Genomic DNA, 19491 nt, shown 5'->3' on the forward strand with positions numbered 1-19491 from the left:
CCCCATCTGTACCCTTCAAGCCGACAATAGAAAGGGGTTGATTTTGTGCTGCTCATCAAATTCGTTGATAAGTTAAATAAAGTGATGGAATGCCTTGCCGGATTCGCATTGGCACTGATGACTGCCGTTGTATTTGTGCAGGTATTCGTTCGATTTGTACTTGGCGAATTGGGCATTCAGGCATCGGTGCCATGGACGGAGGAATTGGCAAGATATCTCATGATTTGGGCCATTTTTATCGGTGCAGCCGTTGCTGCGCGTAGAGTCGATTCGCTAGCTGTGGAAATCTTGATTCAGGTCGTTCCGCCGTCAGCGGGAAAAATATTGAAACTCACTGCCTATCTATTCGTTCTTGTTTTTTATGTGTGCATTTTCTTTGTTGGCTTAGAAATGGCACAATTCGGATTCTCAGAAAAGGCTCCCGTCTTGAAAGTGCCGATGGTTTACGTATACTCGGCGATGTCCATAGGCGCAGCTTTGACGATTTTGAATACGGTTACATCTTTAATCGATATTTACGTTAACAAAAAGGATATTCTGGATACATCAGATGAAGAAATAAACGCAGAAGTCGAGGCGGCAATAGAAGATTACAAGAAGAACAGAAAGGAGATCGCCGTATGATTTCGTTATTGTTCATTTCCTTTATTGTTTTTCTGTTCATCAGCCTTCCGATTGCTGTTTGTTTGGGCTTTGCTTCCTTAGTGGCTTTATATTTGAAAGGGATTCCTCTGATTACAGTGGCTCAATCCGTATTTGAAAGCTTGGACTCCTTTGCTCTGATGGCGGTTCCCTTCTTCATATTGGCGGGTAACCTGATGCAGACTGGCGGCATGTCCAGACGATTAATTAACCTGGCGAATGTTCTGGTCGGTTGGTTCAGGGGCGGTCTGGGATCGGTAGCTGTGTTAACCTCCATGTTTTTTGCGACCATTTCAGGCTCCTCGTCTGCAACAACGGCAGCAGTGGGTTCAACACTAATACCGGCGATGGAGAATAAGGGGTATCCGAAGAACTTCGCCACGGCTACATGTGCCGCTTCCGGTGAGCTTGGAGTCATCATTCCTCCGTCCATTCCCATGGTCGTTTATGGTTTAGTAGCGAACGTTTCGGTTGGCAGTTTATTTTTGGGCGGATTTATTCCAGGTATTATGATTGGTCTTTCCCTCATTCTGGTCATTATCATTGTTGCGAGAGTGAAAGGCTTTGACGTTGTCAATCGAACAAACAAACGTCAATGGTTGAAAGATTTGTGGAAAGCATTTCTGGATTCGGCGTTAGCCCTCCTCATGCCCTTCATTATTCTCGGGGGGATCTATAAAGGCTGGTTTACACCCACAGAGGCTTCTGTCATTGCGGTGGTTTACGGTTTTGTCATCGGGATGTTCGTTTATCGCGAGATTAAATGGAAAGATTTAATGCCCATTTTTTCCAGATCGATTCTTGCGACCGCAGTCATCATGATGATTGTAGGCTATGCATCGATTTTCGGTTACATCTTGACCGTTGAAGAGGTCCCGCAAAGGCTGGGTAAAGCGATAGCCGAATTCTCGGATAATCCTATTGTCTTTTTGTTGTTGGTCAATATCTTCTTATTTGTTGCGGGAACGATCATGGAAGCGTTAATCACCATTATTATTGTAGCCCCTATTCTGGCTCCGATTGCTATACAATTTGGAATCGACCCTGTTCACTTCGGGATTATTATGGTGGTTAACGTTGCGATCGGCATGTTAACTCCGCCGGTAGCCGTAAATCTGGTGGTGGCCTGTCAAATTGCCAAATTGAAAATGAGCCAATTGACTCGTCCTGTATTGTTATACCTGGGCATTTTAACTTTAGATGTTCTAATCATCAGCTACGTTCCCATACTATCTACCTGGCTTCCTTCATTTATGTAGTGTCGGGTAAACAGCGTAAGGGGAATGCGGCATCATGATCTGCTTAATCGGGTGAAACAAACAAATAAATAAATACGTGGGGAGAAAATGATGATGAAAGCTGCGTTTTATGAAGGAAACAGAACGATTCGGGTAGGAGAAGGCCTCAGTGTGCCGCCTCGCACAGGGGAAGTGCAAATTGAGGTTTCGCATGCCGGCATTTGCGGAACGGATCTGCATATTTTTCACGGCCATATGGACAAAAGAGTAAGCTTTCCTCATGTTATGGGTCATGAGATGTCGGGGGTGATTCATGCGTTAGGAGAGGGCGTTACCGGTTATGGCGTTGGAGACCGTGTGACGGTGATGCCTCTAAGCCCATGCGGTCAGTGTCCAGCCTGTTCAGCCGGACACAACCACATCTGCCAGAACTTGAAATTTCTCGGCATTGAAACGCCCGGAGCCTTTCAAAGCTTGTGGACGGTACCTGCCTTTACCCTGCACCGTCTTCCGGATAGCTTATCCTTAGAGCATGGGGCCATGATCGAACCGCTGGCTGTGGCATGTCACGATGTAAGAATCGGTGAAGTAACAAGCGGGGAATATATTGTCGTGCTTGGCGGAGGGCCGATCGGCATGCTGATTGCTCTGGTAGCCAGAGAAGCGGGAGCCAAAGTATTAATATCGGAAATCAATCCGTTTCGTCTGGAATTAGCCAAAGCGCTCGGTTTGGATACGATCAATCCAAAAGAAGCAGACATTGTCGAATATGTCAATAAACAAACGGGAATGGCAGGAGCCGACGTCGTGTTCGAAGTCACCTCATCGGCAGCCGGAGCGGAAGTCATGACCCGACTGCCCCGTACGCGTGGCCGCATTGTAGTGGTGGGGATTTTTACACAGCCGCCGAAAGTGGACCTCCACCGGTTTTTCTGGCGGGAGTTAAAAATGTCCGGAGCAAGAGTGTATGAGCATGAGGATTTTGAAAAAGCGATACAGCTGTCCGCATCCGGTCAATTGCCGCTGGATCGTTTGATTACTGAAATTTATCCTCTGGAGCGGTTGGAGGAAGGATTCAGGCAAATGGAAAGCGGAAGCAGCGTAATGAAAATTTTACTGAAGTGCTCCTGATTTTGATCTTATACGACTAGGGGGATAACCGGTATGAAAAAAACATCGGCCATCATTGCAACAGGCTCTCTTCTTCTGATGACTCTGTTCGCTTCAGGCTGCGGAAATCAATACGTGAATTCGAGTTCGGCGGAAACGAAGCCGGAAAAGAAAGAAGAAAAAAAGACCATTAATTATCCTGCGAAGCCGATTGAAATCATAGTTCCTTTTGCTGCAGGAGGCGGGACGGATATCATGTGGCGCGCTCTGGCTGAATCGATGAAGACGGTGCTTGGCCAGGATGTCGTTATTGTGAATAAAACCGGCGGATCCGGTGCGGTAGGCATGAATGAAGGGCTTCAAGCGAAGCCCGACGGATACAAATTAACGGCGGCAAACCGTGAAATTGCAGCCCTTCCTGTGCTCGGTCTGGCCCCGTTTAAAACATTCGATTTTAAGTTTATCGGTAAGGTCAATACGGATCCCGCCATGGTGGTTGTTTCTTCCAAATCAAAATATCAAACATTTGAAGAGTTGGTTGCCGATATCAAAGCCAATCCGGGAAAGCTGAATTTCGCCTCCTCCTCCACACCAAGCTATTACGGCATTCCATTTGCCGAAGCTGCCGATCTGGATTTTGTCACGATTCCTTTCCAAGGCACGGGGCAGGCCATTATAGAGGTTTTGGGCGGAAGAGCCGAATTCGGAATTTATGGGATCGGTGAAGTAAAAAATCACATCGAAAGCGGGGGATTGCGTCCGTTGGCCCTTATGGCGGATAAACGAGACGAAGGTTATTTTAAAGATGTGCCGACCATGAAGGAAAAAGGGATCAACGTGATTGCCCATGCCTATCGCGGTCTTGCCGCACCAGGCGGTACACCCGACGAAATCATAAAGATCCTGGAAGATGCTCTCGCCAAGGCAGTGAAGGATCCCAAATTTATTGCGTTCATGAATAAACAAAACCTGTTCATTGACTATCAGAATGGAGCAGACTTTAAAAAGATGCTTGAACAAGATCTGAAAGATTTGGAAGTGGTCGCAGAGGTCGTAAAAAGGCAGAAATAATATATAGAAAAAGTGAATTGACAGATGGGTTGATTGTGCTATAATGTGAAGTATAAGATTAACTGATATATTAGATATCAGTTAATCTCTGTTTACAACAGGATTTAGAATGTTGAAGAGATGGAAAGCGGGGATCAAAGATCTGTTGAAGGATGTGACCTACAGAAAAAACTATAACAAGTAGAGCTGGATGGCACAAAAATGGAACCGTTTACATCTTGCTGGAGTCTGTATTGTAAGGAATTTACATGCATTCATGTTGGCCTGATGGGGCCATTTCAAGCATGGATGTACGCGGTTTGTGGTCGAAGGCTGGATTCAAAAACAACAGGAGGTTGAGACGTATGGAAGCGTCTGCGACGAAGAAAGCTTCTAAGTTCAATCACGGGATTATCGATTGCGATGTGCATCAGTGTGTCAAAAGCTATGACGATTTGAAGCCTTATATGCCGCGGGTATGGTGGGATCGATTGAAGGCCCACAATGCGACATTGCCTTTTCTCTTGTACCGTCCGATCCCATTGGAACGCAGCGATGCAGCACCCGGCAACGGACTTCCTCCGGGCTCCGACCCCGAATTCGCGAAGGCCGATTTACTGGATCGCTACAATATAGAAAGAGCGATTCTGACAGGCAACCTGTTGTCCATCTCGGCGCACAACAATCCGGATTACGCCGCGGCGCTGGCCTCCGCATTCAACGACTACACGATGGATACGTGGCTTCCAAGCGATGAGCGCTGGTTGGGGTCGATTGTCATCGCAACGCAAGACCCGCTGCTCGCCGCCAAAGAAATCGATCGTCTGGGGTCGCATCCGAGAGTAGTTCAAGTGCTTATGACATCCGGATCACGCGAGCCTTACGGACAGCGACGCTACTATCCGATCTACGAAGCGGCGGTACGCAACAACCTGGTGATCGGGATTCACGGCGGCGGGGAAGGAGACGGCATCAACCCGCCGACAACGGCAGCAGGGTACCCGACGACGAACTTTGAGCGCCACAACATCCTGGCGATCCACCACATGTCGCAGTTGAACAGCCTTGTTTGTGAAGGCGTTTTCGAAACGTTCCCGACGTTGAAGGTGGCTTTCATCGAGGGCGGCTTGGGATGGCTGCCGCATCTGATGTGGCGGATGGACAAAAACTTCCGTGCGATGCGCAGCGAAGTGCCGTGGTTGAAGTACAAGCCGAGCGAATATATTTTGAAGCATGTCCGCTTGACGACCCAGCCGATCGAAGAGCCGGACAACAGGGAACTGGTTCAAATGCTCCAATTGATGCGAGCCGAAAAAACGGTAATGTTCTCGACGGACTATCCGCACTGGGACAACGACGCTCCATTATTCGTGCTGAACAAGCTGCCTGAAGAGATGCGCCGGCGGGTAGCGTACGAGAACGCCGCCGAGATGTATCAGCTGCAGGAAAGAGGCTTGCTGGCAGGAGGTGTAGCGAAATGACGAAGTATGATGCCGTCGGAGTAGAAGAGCTTGAAGCCGGAGCATGCAAGATTGTAACGATTGCGGGAAAAAGCATCGGCGTATACTATAACGGCAAAGAATATTATGCGATCCGCAATGTGTGTCCTCACCAGCAGGTCGAGCTGTGTAAAGGGAAGTTCACGGGAACGACGCTGGAATCCAGGCCGCATGAATACATTTACGGAAGAGAAGGCGAGATTCTGACCTGTCCCTGGCATGCATGGGAGTTTGACGTGAAGACGGGGAAGGCACTGGTCGACCCGGACCGGTACAGAGTGAAAGTGTACGAGGTATCGGTTGAAAATAACAGAGTATGGGTGCATGTGGATTAACCGTTATTATACAGTACGCCCTTAGACAGATCGTCTGTCTAAGGGTATTTTCCGTTTCCTCTCGTCCTGTAAACAGCAATCCATAAACGGCTTTTTCAGGCGTTCTTTTTCACCTGCGGGATTGAATAATCGCCGTTTTTTTCATATTCGGTTCTCTCCTTGTAAAGAATAATGGTATTCTATCCAAGGGCTGTTCGTTTATTGGATTGTCCGTCTCTACAGGTTTGTTCGCAGCGTTTAAAAAAAATCAAAAAAACATTTGCATTTCTCTTCAGAAAATGATATATTAATTCTTGTCGCTGTTGAGGGATGGCCAAGCAATCCCGCCAGTCAGTGCGGAAGTGGCTCAGGGGTAGAGCATCGCCTTGCCAAGGCGAGGGTCGCGGGTTCGAATCCCGTCTTCCGCTCCAATAATGAATATGTGCCCTTAGCTCAGCTGGATAGAGCGTTTGACTACGAATCAAAAGGTCGGGAGTTCGAATCTCTCAGGGCACGTAGTAAAACAAGGGCTGCAAGCAGCCTCATAGCTAACGGGACGTAGCTCAGCTTGGTAGAGCACCTGGTTTGGGACCAGGGGGTCGCATGTTCAAATCGTGTCGTCCCGACCATCAATCGATGCGGGTGTAGTTCAATGGTAGAACTCCAGCCTTCCAAGCTGGTAGCGTGGGTTCGATTCCCATCACCCGCTTACGTAATGCAAAAAGCTTCTGACACTTCAAGTGCCGGAAGCTTTTTGCATTTTTTAATATTTTCATCGACAATTGTGAGAAATATCGCTTTAATTTCAGAAAATTTGCAGGAAATTTCTCGAAAAAATATGTTGATAATTACTAAAATACAGAATATAATATCAGTAAAGATGAGAAGAAATATAAAAATTTTCACTGCTGGGGGAACCTATGAAAGTTACGCTAAAGGACATCGCTGAAAAGGTCAATGTTTCCATATCCACGGTTTCAAGGGTATTAAATGATGGCCCGCATGGGGTTGAGGATGCGATGCATTTGCGTATTCTCCAGGTTGCCGAAGATTTAGGTTACCGGCGGGTGAAAAAAACTGAGCAAATTCGCAAGAAAATTTCAGAAAAGCAAATCGGTCTCATTATTAACAAAATGAAAGATAAATACCATGACCCCTATTTTTCTGAGTTGATTTACGGAGTAGAACGGGAATTGCTGGATCAGGGGTATACCTTGGGCTTTACATACGACGCTCAGGATCTGAACAATATGAATGTGGTGGATGAAATTCAAGCAAACGATTACGGAATCATTTGCATTGCGACCACGACCGAGCTTTTAGAGTTGTTATCCAAAAAAGTGCAATACATCATCAGTGTCGGGGGTACCCCTGAATTGGATATCGATTATGTCACCGTTGATTTTGAGAAGGGAGCAAGACAGAGTGTAGATCATCTGCTCCGTTTGGGGCATAAGAAGATCGCTTATATCGGTTCAAGCTCATTCCAAAACAGCGTCTCGCTGGAAAAAGAACAGCGGTTTCTGGGGTACAAGAATGCCTTGGAGGAACAAGGGATTGCACTTCATAAAGAATGGATCGCAGATGGGCAATTTACGATTGGCGGCGGCTACGAGGCGATGAAACAAATTCTTATGGCCAAGGATCGTCCTACGGCTTTGTTTACGGCCAGTGATCAGATGGCTCTGGGAGCCTATCGGGCCATACAGGAAGCGGGATTAACGATCCCCGGAGATATAGCCGTCACCTCCTTTGATGATATCGAAATGTCTCAGTTTATGCATCCGCCGTTGACCACGGTTAAAGTGGATAAAGAAGAACTGGGCCGAATTGCCGTCAAGTTGTTCATTCAGCGGATCGAAGGCTCTTTGCCGCTGCCGATGGCGAGCTATCTTCCAACGAAGTTGATCGTTCGTGAAAGCTGCGGATTTTCATCTAAATAGCTGCATTTAGCTTGAAAGGGGTGATGAAACCGTTATTATCCGTTTGGCTGGACATAAGGGTTTGCTTTGCTCGCATTACGCTTTGGTGTAAAGTCTTAAGGGTTGACTAATGAAGTGAAAGGTGAGGGGACAGATGAAAACAACTTTTCGCAAATTGGTTTATGGCGGGTTAACTGCGGCCCTGTCTGCGGCTATGCTGGCTGGTTGTGCGGCCGAGAAAACACCCGCTTCACAGAGTGACGGGAATTCGAAAACCAACGGGCAGGCTTCAGGCAGTAAAGAAACGATTGAATTTGTTTATTGGGCAAGTGCAGGTGGTGAAGAGGAAGGCTTTAGAAGTTTAATTGCCGATTTCGAAGCCAAGCACCCTGATATCAAAGTCAATGCGCAGCAGGTTCCGTCTCCGAGTCAGGGGGATTATTACACGAAAATCCAAACGAGAATCGCCGGGAACAGCTCACCGGATGTGTTCCGGGTCCAATACCAGAAGATAGGGGAGTTTGCCGGCCAAGATGCCTTATTAGATGTAACGGATACGTTCGCCAAGGATAAGGAGAATTTTAATCAAAGTCTTTTGACAGCGGTTACATTCGGGGATAAGATCTACGGTCTTCCTCATCAAACGGATACATTAGCCGTTTTTTATAATAAAACCTATCTGGATAAGCTGGGCATCAAAGCCCCGGACAAAATAGAGGAAGCCTGGACCTGGGAACAGCTTTTGGATGTGGCCAAGAAGCTGCAGGATCAAAAGCTGGCTACCTATGGTATCGCTGTCAACTGGTCTGCCTCATCGGCTTATCGTACATTGCCGTATTTCTTCCAGAATGGAGCATCCCTTGTAACGGAAGATTTGAAGAAAGGAAATATAGACACGCCCGAAGCCATCGAGACGTTCAAGTTCCTGCAGACCATGTTCAAAAACTATATGTCTCAAGGCAACAGCATGAAGGGAACCGATGATTATAACCTTCTGTTTACAACGGGAAAAGCCGGTTTACTGATCAACGGGAACTGGATGATTCCGAGGTGGGAGAAGGAAATGAAAGATTACGAATGGGGAGTTACCTTTATGCCTCGCAAGAAGTCTATGGCTTCCGACTTGGGCGGCAATGCGTTAGCGATCCCGGTGAACAGCAAGCATCCTGAAGCGGCCAAGAAGTTCCTGGCCTTTATGGGTGAGAAAGAAAACATGAAGAAGTTCGTTGAGAAGGGCTTGTTCCTGCCCGGCCGAACGGATATCGAGGGTCCGTTTAACTACAGTGTTAAAGACCCGTCGATGATGAACAAGTTTATTGAACAATCCAAAACGGTACCTAAAGCGATGGCCAACACGGTGACTCTCAACAGCTTCGCGAAGCTCAATCAAGCGCTGGCAGACTCGTTGGAAGGTTTATTCGCACAGGGAGTATCTCCTGAGCAAACGGCTCAAACGTTGAATAAGAAGGTCAATGATATTTTAAGCGGTAAATAGTTTATGAAGTAAATATTCAATAGGGGGGCTAACGGTGCCTGGTCTGATGAGTTGGTATCAAAAACGTTCGATAAAAATAGCACCTTACCTATTTATTGCGCCGAACATACTCTTGTTCCTTGTGTTTATGATTTTTCCGATCTTATTCACCTTTTACATCAGTTTTCACAAGTGGACGATTTTGGGGAAGCCGGATTTTGTGGGCTTGGGCAACTACTATCAGTTATTGACGGACAACGTTTTTTGGATCTCGCTTTGGAATACGCTCTATTATACGCTAGGCACCGTTCCCTTTAGCATGGCTTTAGGTTTGGCCGGGGCGATTTTGCTCAACCGCAAGATTCCTCTGCGTGCTTTCTTTCGCGGCGTGTTTTTCGCTCCTGTCGTTGTTTCCTTGGTGGCTACCGGCTTGATCTGGTCATGGATGTATAATCCGAATTACGGCCTGTTTAATCATCTGCTGCAATTTGTTGGAATTGAGGGTGTCAACTGGCTTTCTTCTACTACCTGGGCTATGCCCGCTGTGATCATTACGACGCTTTGGGTACGAACAGGCTATTGTCTGGTGATTTACTTGGCAGGCTTGCAGGCCATTCCCGAATCCTTATATGAAGCAGCGGAAATCGACGGCGCGAACGCATGGCAGAAGTTTTGGTATGTAACCTTACCTTTGTTAAAACATACTACGACGTTCGTACTGGTCATTTCCGTGATTTACGGGTTTATGGTATTTGATCTGATCTATACGATGACCAATGGCGGCCCCGGTCATTCGACCACGGTGATTGTGCAATATATTTACCAGAAAGCATTCGTTGAAGGAGACATGGGATACGGGTCAGCGCTCGGTGCGGTTCTGTTCCTTATTATGATGGTTCTGGTTGCGATTCAATTAAGATTAGGGAGGGAGAAAGGATGAAAGCGCATGAAGTGACCGGCCTCAAGAAAAGGTCCATCCTGACTCAGTCGATTCCTAAGCTGAACCGGAATGCTGTGAAAACCAGTGCGATCTTTTTGATTCTTTGCGCGGCCTCCGTCTTATTTTTGCTTCCTTTTATCTGGATGCTTTCCACAGCATTAAAAACGCCGGCAGAAGCGGCTGGAAGCAGGATTCATATCATTCCCGAGAAGCTGATGTGGAGCAATTTCGGGGATGCGCTGAATGCCGCTCCGTTCATGGGCTACGTAGGGAACAGCTTGATTGTGGCGGTCTTCGCCGTCATCATGACGGTTTTCATTAACTGTCTTGCGGGGTATGCCTTTGCCAAATATCAATTTGTCGGCAAAACGATTCTTTTTATGATGGTCATAAGCACCTTGATGATTCCCACGCAAATTATTATGGTGCCCAATTTCTATATCTTGAAGCAATTGGATTGGATCAATACTTACGCAGGACTCATCGTTCCGCGGGGCGCGGAGGCGTTCGGCCTTTTCCTGGCCAGGCAGTACATCATGAACATCCCCGACTCCCTCGTCGAAGCGGCGCGAATTGACGGCGCGGGTGAGTTCAAAATTTTTAACCGGATCATCTTGCCCAACGTGAAGCCCTTGATCGCCGTACTGGTCATTTTCACCTTCATGTGGAGATGGAACGATCTGATTTGGCCGCTGATCGCAGTCTCCGAGAAGAGCATGTACACCGTCCAGCTGGGCCTGGCTATGGTCAAAGGGGAGCATTACATCGATTGGACGATGACCATGTGTCTGACACTGCTTTCCATTATCCCGATCATGATCGTATTCCTGCTGTTCCAGCGCTATTTTGTCCAGGGAATGGTCAGTTCGGGAACAAAAGAATAATTAAACATAGGAGAGAGAATATCATTTCATGGGAGGAACCAACATGCCTAAGATAACAATTATTGGAGCGGGAAGCGTAGTTTTTGCAAAACGGTTGATTTCTGATATTTTATCGTATCCAGAGCTTTCGAACAGTACCTTCAGTTTAACCGATATCCACCCGGTTCGCCTGCAGACTGCGGAGAAAATGGCCAAAAAATTGGGGGAACAGTTTGGCAATCAGGCGCGGGTGGAAGCTACGCTCGATCGCAGGGCAGCCTTAACGGGTGCGGATTATGTACTGAACCTTATCCAGGTGGGCATGCATGAGGCGACGTTAAAGGATTTTGAAATTCCTAAAAAATATGGTGTAAAACAGACCATTGCCGATACGCTGGGGATTGGCGGCGTGTTCAGAGCATTGCGTACAGCTCCGGTCATGCTTGATTTCTGCCGTGAAATGGAAGAGGTTTGTCCTGATGCCCTTTTGCTGAACTATACGAACCCCATGGCCATGCTTATGCTGGCTGTGGCGAAGGCGAGATCCGTCAAGGCGGTCGGGCTTTGCCACAGCGTCCAGAATACGGCGGATGATTTGGCTTCCTATCTTAACATTCCGGTAGAAGAGCTGGATTACAAGGTGGCCGGCATTAACCATATGGCCTGGTTCCTGGAGCTCAAGTGGAAGGGAGAGGATTTGTATCCGAAGCTCTTTCAAGCGATGGAAAACGAGGAGATATTCGCAAAAGACAAGGTTCGCTTTGAAATGATGCGGCGGCTGAACTATTTTGTGACCGAATCCAGTGAGCATATGTCCGAATATACGCCTTATTTCAATAAGCGGGATGATTTGATCCAGCGTTTTGATATTCCGATTGACGAGTATATCCGCCGTAGTGAGCGAAACCTGCAGCGGTTTGAGGAAACCAGGCGGAAGATTGAAAACGGCGAATCGTTCGAGACGGAAAAAAGCCATGAATACGGCGCTCCGATCATTCACTCGATTGAAACGGGAACCGACCGTGTCATTTGGGGGAATGTCCTGAACACCAACCTCATCACTAACCTGCCGCAAAATGCATGCGTGGAAGTGCCCTGCCTTGTGAATAAGGGAGGAGTTCAGCCTTGCCATGTGGGGGACCTTCCGCCGCAGCTGGCAGCCATCAACATGACCAATATTAACGTTCAGCAGCTGACGGTTGAGGCTGTGCTTACAGGCAATGTGGATTATGTGTATCAGGCGGCTATGCTGGATCCGCATACCTCGTCCGTATTGTCTTTAGATGAAATCTGGGATATGACCAAAGAATTGTTGGACGCCCACGCGGATTTGCTGCCTCAGTTTACAAAGGGGCGGAATGTTGTGTTGAATCCGTCCGTGTCCTAGGTAGGAAGCGTCTGATCATCAAAGCTGCAAAGGGCTGCTCCTTTAAAAGGAGCGGCTCTTTATTTTATCTCCGAAGCATCGGTTCTGCGCCGTCGATGTAAAGTTTGGCGGCTGAAACAAGGAAAGATTCCTGCCGGCCGGAAACAGCATCGGATCCGCAATCTGCTCCGGGAAGCCCGGGGTTATACAGCAGATGAATTTTTCCTTGTTTCCCATCTATTGCAAGGCATCCCGGCCATGAGGCGATGATTTGAGCTTGCCGCATTCGAATTACCGAATATTCGTACTACATGGTTGAGCCCGGATGTGATAAAATAGTGGCTATGACTTGCATTGGTAGGATGGAGGGTACTCATGTCGGAATCAGCTAGTTTAATCAACAAAAACACGTCCAACAATCTGCTGCGCAGAGACGTACGGTTTCTCGGGCATATTTTGGGCGAAATGCTTGTGCATCAGGGCGGCAATGAGCTGTTTACTATTGTAGAGAAAATCAGAGAGATGAGTAAATCGCTTCGCGCCCAATATTCACCGGAAATGTATGCCGAACTTAAAAACACGATGAACGGCCTGGCGCCGGAAATCCGGTATCAGGTGATCCGCGCATTTGCTATTTATTTCCAGTTGGTTAATATTGCCGAACAAAACCACCGTATTCGCCGTAAGCGTGACTATGAGCGTACGGCGGGAGAAAGCGTGCAGCCCGGATCGATAGAGGATTCGATTCGTGAGCTGAAAAATCTTGGCATCAGCTTTGCCGAAGTGCAGGAGATGATTCAGGGCATCTCGCTGGAGCTTGTCATGACCGCGCATCCGACGGAAGCGACCCGCCGCGCGGTACTCGATATTCATAAGCGCATTGCCAACGACGTTATGGAGCTGGACAACCCGAACCTGACGTTCCGCGAACGGGAGCAGCTGCGGGAGAAGCTTCTCGGTGAGGTCATCACCCTCTGGCAGACGGATGAGCTGCGGGACCGTAAACCTACGGTTATTGACGAAGTCAAGTACGGCCTTTATTATTTTGACGAAACCTTGTTCGACGTGCTTCCTCAAGTGTATCAGGAGCTGGAGCGCTGTCTGCACAAATATTATCCGGAAGAGTCGTGGTACGTGCCGACGTTCCTGAAATTCGGCTCCTGGATCGGCGGCGATCGCGACGGCAATCCGTCGGTTACCTCCAAGATTACGTGGCAGACGCTCACGATGCACCGGAATCTGGTCTTGAAGAAATATGAAGAGCAGCTGACCGGACTCATGCGGCACATGAGCTTCAGCAAGAATATCGTCGAGGTGACGAAAGAGCTGCTGGATTCCATTGAAAAGGACCGCAGCAACGTCATTCTTCCTCCAGATGTGGTATGGCGCAACGAGAAAGAGCCTTATCGCATTAAAGTAAAGTATATGATTCAGAAAATCCGAAATACGGCCGATCCGAACGTCGGAGAAGGGCAAAAATACAACAATCCGTCTGAGTTCATGGAAGATCTGCTGGTGATAGAACGCAGCCTGCGCAATCACTATGCCGATTTTATCGCCGATACGTATGTACGGACGATCATTCGTCAAGTCGAATTGTTCGGCTTCCACCTTGTTACGTTAGATATAAGGCAGCACAGCAAGGAGCATGAATCGGCCATGACGGAGATATTGGCCAAAATGAGCATTTGTCCGGATTACGGAGCTTTGACGGAAGAGCAAAAAATCGAGCTGCTGACAGGCATCCTGAACGATCCCAGACCGATTACATCACCGTACCTTCACTATACCGAATCGACACAGGAGTGCCTGGACGTGTATCGCGTGATCCGCAAAGCCCAGCAGGAATTCGGCCGGAGCTGCATCTCCAGTTACTTGATCAGTATGACCCAGGGGGCCAGCGATCTTCTGGAAGTGCTCGTCTTCGGTAAAGAAGCGGGGTTGTATCAGCATGAAGAGGACGGTTCGATTACCTGCACGCTGCAGTCCGTTCCCCTGTTCGAAACGATCGACGACCTGCATGCGGCCCCGGAAATTATGACGACGCTGTTCCAAATTCCTGCGTACCGCAACAGCTTGAACAGCACGAACCACCTGCAGGAAATCATGCTCGGTTATTCCGACAGCAACAAGGACGGCGGTGTGATTACCGCCAACTGGGAACTGCGCGTGGCGCTGCGCAGCATTACGGCCGCGGCCAAGCCGTTCGGCGTGAAGCTGAAGTTTTTCCATGGCCGCGGAGGTGCGCTCGGCCGCGGGGGAATGCCGCTTAACCGCAGTATCCTGGCGCAGCCTGCAGATACGGTCGGCGGCGGCATCAAGATTACGGAGCAGGGCGAGGTGCTTTCTTCGCGTTATTCGATGAAAGGCATCGCGTACCGCAGTCTGGAGCAAGCGACATCCGCGCTGATTACGAGCGCTTTGTGGGCAAAGAACCCGCAAATCAACGATGCCGAGCAAGGCTGGGAAGAAATTATGTCCAGGATTTCCGAGAAGGCGCAGCAGAAGTATCAGGATTTGATCTTCCGCGATCCGGATTTCCTGACGTTCTTCAAGGAAACGACGCCCCTTCCGGAGATTGGCGAGCTGAACATCGGTTCCCGTCCGTCCAAACGCAAGAACAGCGACCGTTTTGAGGATCTGAGGGCCATCCCGTGGGTTTTCGCGTGGACGCAGAGCCGGTATTTGCTTCCGGCCTGGTACGCTTCCGGTTACGGTTTGAACAGCTTCTATCAAGAAAATCCGGACAATCTGAAAATCATGCAGGATATGTATCAGCATTGGTCATTCTTCCGCTCGCTGATCGACAACCTTCAGATGGCGCTGGCCAAGGCGGACCTTGTGATTGCCAAAGAATACAGCAGCTTGATTCACGATCAGGGCATCGCTGAACGTATTTTCAATCTGATTCAAGACGAGTACCGTCAAACCTCGGAGCTCATTTTGAAAATTACCGGTCAACAGGAAATTCTCGACAACGTACCGGTGATTCAGGAGTCGATCCGCTTGCGCAACCCATACGTCGATCCGCTCAGCTATATGCAGGTAGGCCTCTTGTCGGAGCTTCGTTCGCTGCGGGAGCAGGGGGATGCCGATTCGCTGCTGCGTGAGGTGCTGTTGACGATCAACGGCATTGCCGCAGGCCTTCGCAATACGGGCTGATGACGTCGGCGCATACAAAATCCGGGACTTGGCATGGCCAAGCCTCCCGGATTTTTTAATCCCGCCGGAATGGATCGGATGATCCGGCACATCCGGCTACTTTTTGATACCCGAGCCTTTTTTGGATAGGATAAAAACGATTTTCATCATTATGGAACAAAGCCCGCCTGATTCTGCGGCCGTGTTCCATGGCTCATTTCCGTTTGACCGCCGCTCGATTCCGACCAAATCCTCCCGAATCTGCAGCATTCTTTCACTTTCTTTTGCAGGAGACTGTACAGCGGGGCGAAGGATTTGGTATGCTTTTTACAATAGCAAGGATCGTGATTTGGAGAGAATAGCATGGTCTTTGAAGAATCCGAATTTTGACGCAGGTGGAACAGGGTCCGATTCGGAGTTGGAGGTAGGTTGGTGAATCAATTGGACACCCGGCTCGCCAAGCTGGCCCGTCAGGGAGACCGGGCGGCTTTTGCCGAATTGGTGGAGCTATATAAAGAAAAAATTTATCATCTCGCTTACCGCATGCTGCAAAATCGGCATGAGGCGGAGGAGATTGTACAAGAGACGTTCCTGAGGGTATACACGAATCTGGACCGGTTTGACGAGGAGCAGAAATTTTCCACATGGATTTACCGGATTGGTACGAATCTTTGCATTGACCGGCTTCGCAAACGAAAGGTCAATTATTCTCTGGATGCGGAGATGGGCGAAGGGGAAGGAAACGATTGGTATTCTACCCTGCCCAGCCGCGAAGAGACGCCGGACCAGCAGGTGCTGTTGTCGGAGACTCGCTCCCAGATTCGCGACAGTATAGAGACGCTGCCTGAGAAATATAAGGCGGTCGTCATATTACGGTATTTGCAGGATCTGTCCCTGCAGGAGATCAGCGAAGTCCTTTCGATGCCGGTGACGACCATCAAAACACGCTTGCACCGGGGCAGGGAATTTTTAAGAAAAAAATTGGAGCAGGTATTATAAATTTTGAAACATATGCGTTGCTCGTGCGTAATGTATTGCACAAGCTGCGTAGGAAAGATGAAAGGAGTGGCTTATAATGGATTGCAAGGAAGCCCTCCCTTTGCTGCACGAGTATTTGGACGGGGGATTAGACCGGAGGGAGTCGGCCAAGCTGAAGGAGCATTTGCTGGTTTGCGAAGCATGCCGGCGGCGTCTTCAACAGTACGAGAAGGTAGAAGCGCTTGTCCACGCCTGGCCTCCACAGCCGGTGCCGGAAGGGCTTACGGAACGGGTGATGCAAGTCCTGCCTCCCGTTCGCGAACAACATCCTTGGTATCAATGGATACGCAGGCATCCGGCGGTATCGGTGGCGGCTGTGTTTTTTCTCGTAATGATGTCGGTCTTTGTTTCCACATGGAACGATGATAAAGAACTGCTTGTCAAAGGATCAGACCTGCAATCGGTCGTCATCCAAGGGAGCACGGTCTATGTCCCCTTAGGGAAGAAAGTGGCGGGGGATCTAACGGTCGAGAACGGAGAACTCAAGGTTGACGGCGATATTGAAGGCAATATCGTTGTCATCGACGGGTCAGTTAACCTGGCCTCAACGGCGCACATCTCCGGACAAATTAAAGAAATTGACGAAGCGTTTAGCTGGATACTTTATAAAATGAATCAATGGTTCACTCTCGTATCGGGATCGAAATAGTTCATCGGTCCCAATTGTTATAAATCCTTCCTTACCGATGGTCAAAAGGGAGGGTTTTTTGCTGTAAATATGGTATGATTTAAGGAAGGGGACAATAATAGAAAGAAATCACCGCGGCAGGTTGGGGGCACACGCGATGGAGTGGATTACAGACATAGGTATTACAGATATTATAGATATATTGATTGTCAGCTATGTGATTTACCAGTTAATTCTGTTGGTCAGAGGAACACGGGCGATTCAACTGCTCAAAGGGATTCTCGTCGTCGTGGTGACTTGGGCGCTCAGTTCCTGGTTCAAGCTGAATACGCTTCAGTGGATGATGAATCAGATATTCACATTCGGGCTCGTCGGCGTCATTATCATCTTCCAGCCGGAGCTTCGCCGGGCGCTTGAACAGCTCGGACGAGGCAAACTTTTCAGCCGTACGAACGTTGAGGAGCAGGATATCAACCGGCAGATCAACGAGGTGCTGAGAGCGGTACAATATATGGCGCAGCGGAAAATCGGGGCGCTGATTGTGTTCGAACGGGAAACCGGACTGAACGATTATGTGGAATCGGGCATTCAACTCGAATCGCAGATCAGCTCGGAGCTGCTTATTAATATTTTCATACCTAACACGCCGCTGCATGACGGGGCTGTCATTATCAGCAAATCCAGGCTGATGGCTGCCGGCTGCTATTTGCCGTTGTCGGAGAATCCATTTATCAGCAAAGAGCTCGGCACTCGTCACCGGGCGGCGATTGGCATGAGTGAAGTATCTGATGCGATGTGCGTGATAGTATCCGAAGAAACGGGTCAAGTATCGCTGGCCTTGAATGGCCATGTCCTGCGGGACATTAAAGAGGATGCGCTGCTGGCCAAGCTGTTCGAGGAATTAAAGCCGAAGATGAAAATCAAGGAAAAGAGCTCCATTTGGAAATGGAGGCGACGGTAAGATGGACCAATGGTTACGCAACACGAACGTCGTAAAGGTAGTGGCCCTCGTCATCGGTATTTTGCTGTGGGCGGTCGTACGAATGGACGGCAGCTCCATTCCCGGATCGACAGGGACGGGAACGGTGGAAGAAACGATTGGGAATGTAGCGGTCACGCCCAAGTATAATGAAGATCAATTTTTTATTGAGGATATCTCCCCGGCGCAAGTTACGGTGACGATAGCAGGGAGAAGCTCTACGTTGAAGCGTGTCTTGAATTCGGCCAATTATTCGGTGGAGCTGGATTTAACGAACACCGGCAAAGGGGAGCATATGGTTCCGCTAACTCCGGTAGGGTTCCCATCCAGTGTATCGGTCAAAATCACACCGGCATATGCTAAAGTGGTTGTCGATGAGAAGAAAAACAAATCGATGCCGGTGACGGTCCAGGTTACGGGGACGCCGGCGGTCGGTTTGAAGGCGGGACAGCCGGTGGTTAAACCGAAGCAGGTCACCGTAGGTGTGCCAAGCCGTATCTATGAGGCCGTGGAGTCGGTCCGGGCCGATGTGGATGTAGATAAGGCGGATTCACCGGTCACGGCCCAGGCGAAGCTGGTTGCTTATGACAAGGACGGTAAAGCGATCGAGGAGGCCATCATCAATCCTGCGGTAGTGGAAGTGGAAGTGCCTATTACAAGTCCGTTCAAGCTGGTGCCGCTGCAAGTGAAGCTGGTAGGTGAACCGCCGCCGGGCTTTGCGGTATCGGGTATTCGCCAAAGCATCGACAAGGTTACGGTGTACGGAGCTCAGGACATGCTGGATCGGCTGGAGTTCTACGAAGGGCCGCAGGTGGATCTTTCCGGGCTGAAAGAGGATAAAGAATTCACACTGCCGATTCCGCTTCGGGGCGATGTAAAGCAGATTGATCCCGGTGAGGTGACGGTGAGCGTCAGCATTGTGCCGTCCCAAACCAAAATATTGGAGTCGATTCCGCTGTCGATCATCGGTCAAAACGACGGCTTTCATACGAGTGTGCTGATTCCTCAATCAGGGCGATTGAATCTTACGGTCGAGGGAGCGCCGGACTGGATTGAAAAGCTGAAGCCCCAGGATGTGCAGGGCATTGTGGATGTGAGCAATTTGCCTCCGGGCCGGCATGAGGTACCGGTGACATGGAACTTGCCGACCTTTGTAAAGAAAGGGTCTCAGGAATATCTCAGAGCGACGGTGGAAATCAGTGCCAGGGAGGGCGATGCCTCCGCTCCTTCCGGCACCGCGAATCCTTCATCTTCACCGTAACGGTCAGAGGATTTGACCCGCATACA

The 19491-nt window shown here is 49.0% G+C and carries 17 protein-coding genes and 4 tRNA genes; all 21 read left to right on the forward strand.

Annotated features, from left to right (window positions below; translation table 11 throughout):
• The first annotated feature begins 45 nt into the window (after positions 1-45).
• The 21 genes from BLT35_RS20925 to BLT35_RS21025 all read left to right on the forward strand — a co-directional run bounded on the left by BLT35_RS20925 (position 46) and on the right by BLT35_RS21025 (position 19465).
• Positions 46-624 (forward strand): TRAP transporter small permease, encoded by a 579-nt coding sequence (locus BLT35_RS20925; RefSeq protein ID WP_062410406.1) that lies wholly within the window; start codon positions 46-48, stop codon positions 622-624.
• Positions 621-1901, forward strand: a complete 1281-nt coding sequence (locus tag BLT35_RS20930; RefSeq protein ID WP_062410407.1) for a TRAP transporter large permease — start codon at positions 621-623, stop codon at positions 1899-1901. The genes BLT35_RS20925 and BLT35_RS20930 overlap by 4 nt, the downstream gene beginning before the upstream one ends.
• Before the next feature lie 87 nt (positions 1902-1988).
• A complete protein-coding gene (locus BLT35_RS20935; protein ID WP_235594199.1) occupies positions 1989-3011 on the forward strand; it encodes a zinc-dependent alcohol dehydrogenase in 1023 nt (340 codons plus the stop codon).
• Between the two features lie 33 nt (positions 3012-3044).
• On the forward strand, positions 3045-4061 hold the full coding sequence (locus BLT35_RS20940; RefSeq protein ID WP_074729652.1) for a tripartite tricarboxylate transporter substrate binding protein: 1017 nt from the start codon (positions 3045-3047) through the stop codon (positions 4059-4061).
• A gap of 344 nt (positions 4062-4405) precedes the next feature.
• Positions 4406-5521 carry an amidohydrolase family protein gene (locus BLT35_RS20945; protein WP_062410397.1) on the forward strand — a complete coding sequence of 372 codons (1116 nt, stop codon included), beginning with the start codon at positions 4406-4408 and terminating at the stop codon, positions 5519-5521.
• Positions 5518-5874 carry a Rieske (2Fe-2S) protein gene (locus BLT35_RS20950; protein ID WP_062410398.1) on the forward strand — a complete coding sequence of 119 codons (357 nt, stop codon included), beginning with the start codon at positions 5518-5520 and terminating at the stop codon, positions 5872-5874. The genes BLT35_RS20945 and BLT35_RS20950 overlap by 4 nt, the downstream gene beginning before the upstream one ends.
• 335 nt (positions 5875-6209) lie before the next feature.
• Positions 6210-6284 (forward strand) — tRNA-Gly (locus tag BLT35_RS20955).
• An 11-nt stretch (positions 6285-6295) separates the two neighbouring features.
• Positions 6296-6369, forward strand: a tRNA-Arg gene (locus BLT35_RS20960).
• 36 nt (positions 6370-6405) lie between these two features.
• Positions 6406-6482 (forward strand) — tRNA-Pro (locus BLT35_RS20965).
• A gap of 9 nt (positions 6483-6491) precedes the next feature.
• Positions 6492-6562: transfer RNA gene (locus BLT35_RS20970), tRNA-Gly, on the forward strand.
• Positions 6563-6568: 6 nt separating this feature from the next.
• A complete protein-coding gene (locus tag BLT35_RS27150; RefSeq protein WP_175472026.1) occupies positions 6569-6802 on the forward strand; it encodes a hypothetical protein in 234 nt (77 codons plus the stop codon).
• The gene (locus BLT35_RS20980) at positions 6774-7796 is read left to right on the forward strand and encodes a LacI family DNA-binding transcriptional regulator (RefSeq protein ID WP_074729654.1); all 1023 of its coding nucleotides are present in this window, start codon (positions 6774-6776) and stop codon (positions 7794-7796) included. Before BLT35_RS27150 ends, BLT35_RS20980 begins: the two co-directional genes overlap by 29 nt.
• Positions 7797-7929: 133 nt before the next feature.
• Positions 7930-9270 (forward strand): ABC transporter substrate-binding protein, encoded by a 1341-nt coding sequence (locus BLT35_RS20985; protein ID WP_062410412.1) that lies wholly within the window; start codon positions 7930-7932, stop codon positions 9268-9270.
• Positions 9271-9397: 127 nt separating this feature from the next.
• A complete protein-coding gene (locus tag BLT35_RS20990) occupies positions 9398-10189 on the forward strand; it encodes a carbohydrate ABC transporter permease (protein WP_217634734.1) in 792 nt (263 codons plus the stop codon).
• Positions 10186-11073 carry a carbohydrate ABC transporter permease gene (locus BLT35_RS20995; protein WP_082660916.1) on the forward strand — a complete coding sequence of 296 codons (888 nt, stop codon included), beginning with the start codon at positions 10186-10188 and terminating at the stop codon, positions 11071-11073. The genes BLT35_RS20990 and BLT35_RS20995 overlap by 4 nt, the downstream gene beginning before the upstream one ends.
• A 43-nt stretch (positions 11074-11116) precedes the next feature.
• Positions 11117-12439 (forward strand): alpha-glucosidase/alpha-galactosidase, encoded by a 1323-nt coding sequence (locus BLT35_RS21000; RefSeq protein WP_074729655.1) that lies wholly within the window; start codon positions 11117-11119, stop codon positions 12437-12439.
• Between the two features lie 354 nt (positions 12440-12793).
• Positions 12794-15580: a phosphoenolpyruvate carboxylase gene (gene ppc / locus BLT35_RS21005; RefSeq protein WP_062410414.1), complete on the forward strand. Its 2787-nt coding sequence runs from the start codon at positions 12794-12796 to the stop codon at positions 15578-15580.
• Positions 15581-15991: 411 nt separating this feature from the next.
• Entirely contained in the window at positions 15992-16558 is a 567-nt protein-coding gene (gene sigW, locus BLT35_RS21010; protein ID WP_062410416.1) for an RNA polymerase sigma factor SigW, read from the forward strand.
• A gap of 76 nt (positions 16559-16634) precedes the next feature.
• A complete protein-coding gene (locus BLT35_RS21015; protein WP_054819463.1) occupies positions 16635-17246 on the forward strand; it encodes a zf-HC2 domain-containing protein in 612 nt (203 codons plus the stop codon).
• Between the two features lie 136 nt (positions 17247-17382).
• Positions 17383-18186, forward strand: a complete 804-nt coding sequence (gene cdaA / locus BLT35_RS21020) for a diadenylate cyclase CdaA (protein WP_054819462.1) — start codon at positions 17383-17385, stop codon at positions 18184-18186.
• Position 18187: 1 nt separating this feature from the next.
• Positions 18188-19465 carry a CdaR family protein gene (locus BLT35_RS21025; RefSeq protein WP_062410417.1) on the forward strand — a complete coding sequence of 426 codons (1278 nt, stop codon included), beginning with the start codon at positions 18188-18190 and terminating at the stop codon, positions 19463-19465.
• Positions 19466-19491 lie beyond the last annotated feature (26 nt).

The organism is Paenibacillus naphthalenovorans, assembly GCF_900099895.1.
GTDB classification, from domain to species: domain Bacteria; phylum Bacillota; class Bacilli; order Paenibacillales; family NBRC-103111; genus Paenibacillus_G; species Paenibacillus_G naphthalenovorans.